At 75.2% G+C, this 1,780-nt stretch carries 1 protein-coding gene; it reads left to right on the top strand.

Annotation, left to right across the window (positions count from 1 at the left end):
* Positions 1 to 159 precede the first annotated feature (159 nt).
* Positions 160 to 1,614, top strand: coding sequence for an MFS transporter (locus EBN88_RS29740; RefSeq protein ID WP_122400070.1), 1,455 nt, complete (start codon positions 160 to 162; stop codon positions 1,612 to 1,614).
* Positions 1,615 to 1,780: the final 166 nt, after the last annotated feature.

Genomic DNA, 1,780 nt, shown 5'->3' with positions numbered 1-1,780 from the left:
CCGAACTCCGGGCCGCACGCCGGCACTTGCCGCGCCCCGCGCTTGACCGTGCTCAACCGGCATACATAAGATCTCTTACACCCACAAGAAGACGTATCTCTGTGAGGTTCCTTAAATGTCTTCGCCCGTCCCCTTGCCTCCCCTCGCCGGCGTCGACCGATGAGCGCGCCGTCCACCGCCCGTGAACCCTGGCCGGTCGCGGTCGTCGTCTGCCTGGCGGCCTCGCTGCTGCCCGTCTCGCTGACCGGCGGCGCGCTGGCCGCGCCCGAGGTCGGCTCCCACTTCGACAGCGGCGTCGCCGCCTCCCAGTGGGTGGCCAACGGCTACATGCTGACCTTCGCCGCCTTCATGGCCGTCACCGGCTCGGCCGCCGACCGGATCGGCCGCCGGCTGATGTTCCTCGGCGGCCTCGCCACGTTCGCCGGCGCCGGCCTGGTCGCCGCCACCGGCCCGTCCATCCTCGTCGTCGACCTGGCCCGGGTGCTCGCCGGCGCCGGCGCCGCCACCGTCATGACCTCGGGCAGCGCCGTGCTGGCCGACGCCTTCAGCGAACGGGTCCGGGGCCGGGTCTTCGCGCTGCTGGGCACCTCGATCGGACTCGGCCTGGCCATCGGCCCGTTGATCGGCGGCGCGCTCATCGCCGTCGGCGGCTGGCGCACCCTGTTCGCCGTGATCGCCGGCGCCGCCACCGTCCTGCTGCTGCTGAGCCCGCTGGTGGTGCGCGAGTCGCGCGGCCCGGCCGGGCCCGTCGACTGGCCGGGCGGGCTGACGTTCACCGCCGGCCTCTCCGCGCTCATCCTCGCGCTGGTCGAGGTGCAGCAGCGCGGCTGGACCGACCCGCTGGTGCTGGCCGCCGTGGTGGCCGGGATCGCGCTCCTCGGGCTCTTCGGCGCGGTCGAACGCCGAGCCGCCGAGCCGCTGTTCGACGTGTCGCTGCTGGCCGTGCCCCGGTTCCTCGCCGTCTGCGTGGTGCCGACCGTGCTCGCCTTCGGCTTTGTCGCGCTGCTGGTCGTGCTGCCGCCCTACCTGGAGTCCGTCGAGGGCGCCGACTCCGGCGAGATCGGCCTGACCGTCGCGCTGATGACCATCCCCGCGCTGGTGGTGCCCGTCTTCGCCGGGGTGCTGGCCCAACGGCTCGCCCCCCGGACCATCCTCGTCCTCTCCCTGGTCGCCCAGGCGCTCGGCGCCGGCTGGATGGCCACCGGCTTCCACCCGGCGGCCGTCGCCCTGGTCGGCGTCGGCTTCGGCCTCTCGCTCGCCGTGCTGGACGGCACCGCCGTCTCCGTGGTCGAGCCCTCGCGCAGCGGCATGGCCGCCGGGCTGTTCAACACCGTCCGGCTGACCGGCGAGGCCGTCGGCATCGCCGCCGTCGGCGCCGCGCTCTCCACCCTCCTCAACTCCCGGGTGGGCGACGCGTCCACCGACCTGCTCCAGGGCGAGGCCGCCGGCGGCCTCGCCGCCGACTACTCGGGGGCCCTCGGCGTCGTCCTGTGGACGGTCGCCGGGCTCTCCCTCGCGGGGGCCGCCTATGTGTGGCGCCTGCTGTCCAGGACCGAACCCGAACCCGAGCCGGCCGCCGAGCCGGTGGCGACAACCGAGGAAGCCCATGTGTAACCCCGCCCTGATCGGCTCGCTCAAGGTGCCGGCCGCCGCCTACGCGCACGCCTTCGCGCACCTGCGCCCGTCCGCCGCCGGCGCCGCTCCCGACCGCGCCCACGCCCCCGCGCACGCCCATGCCACCGCGCCCGCCGAGGACGAGCCCACCGCGCCCGCCGAGGCG

The organism is Streptomyces triticirhizae, assembly GCF_003696235.1.
GTDB lineage: Bacteria > Actinomycetota > Actinomycetes > Streptomycetales > Streptomycetaceae > Streptomyces > Streptomyces triticirhizae.
The sequence above is the reverse complement of the archived record's forward strand: the minus strand, read 5'-3'. Positions and strand labels throughout refer to the sequence as shown.

Excerpts from the sequence above, each read along its gene's own strand:
- EBN88_RS29740 (WP_122400070.1), top strand. The coding sequence starts at position 160 with ATGAGCGCGCCGTCCACCGCCCGTGAACCCTGGCCGGTCGCGGTCGTC.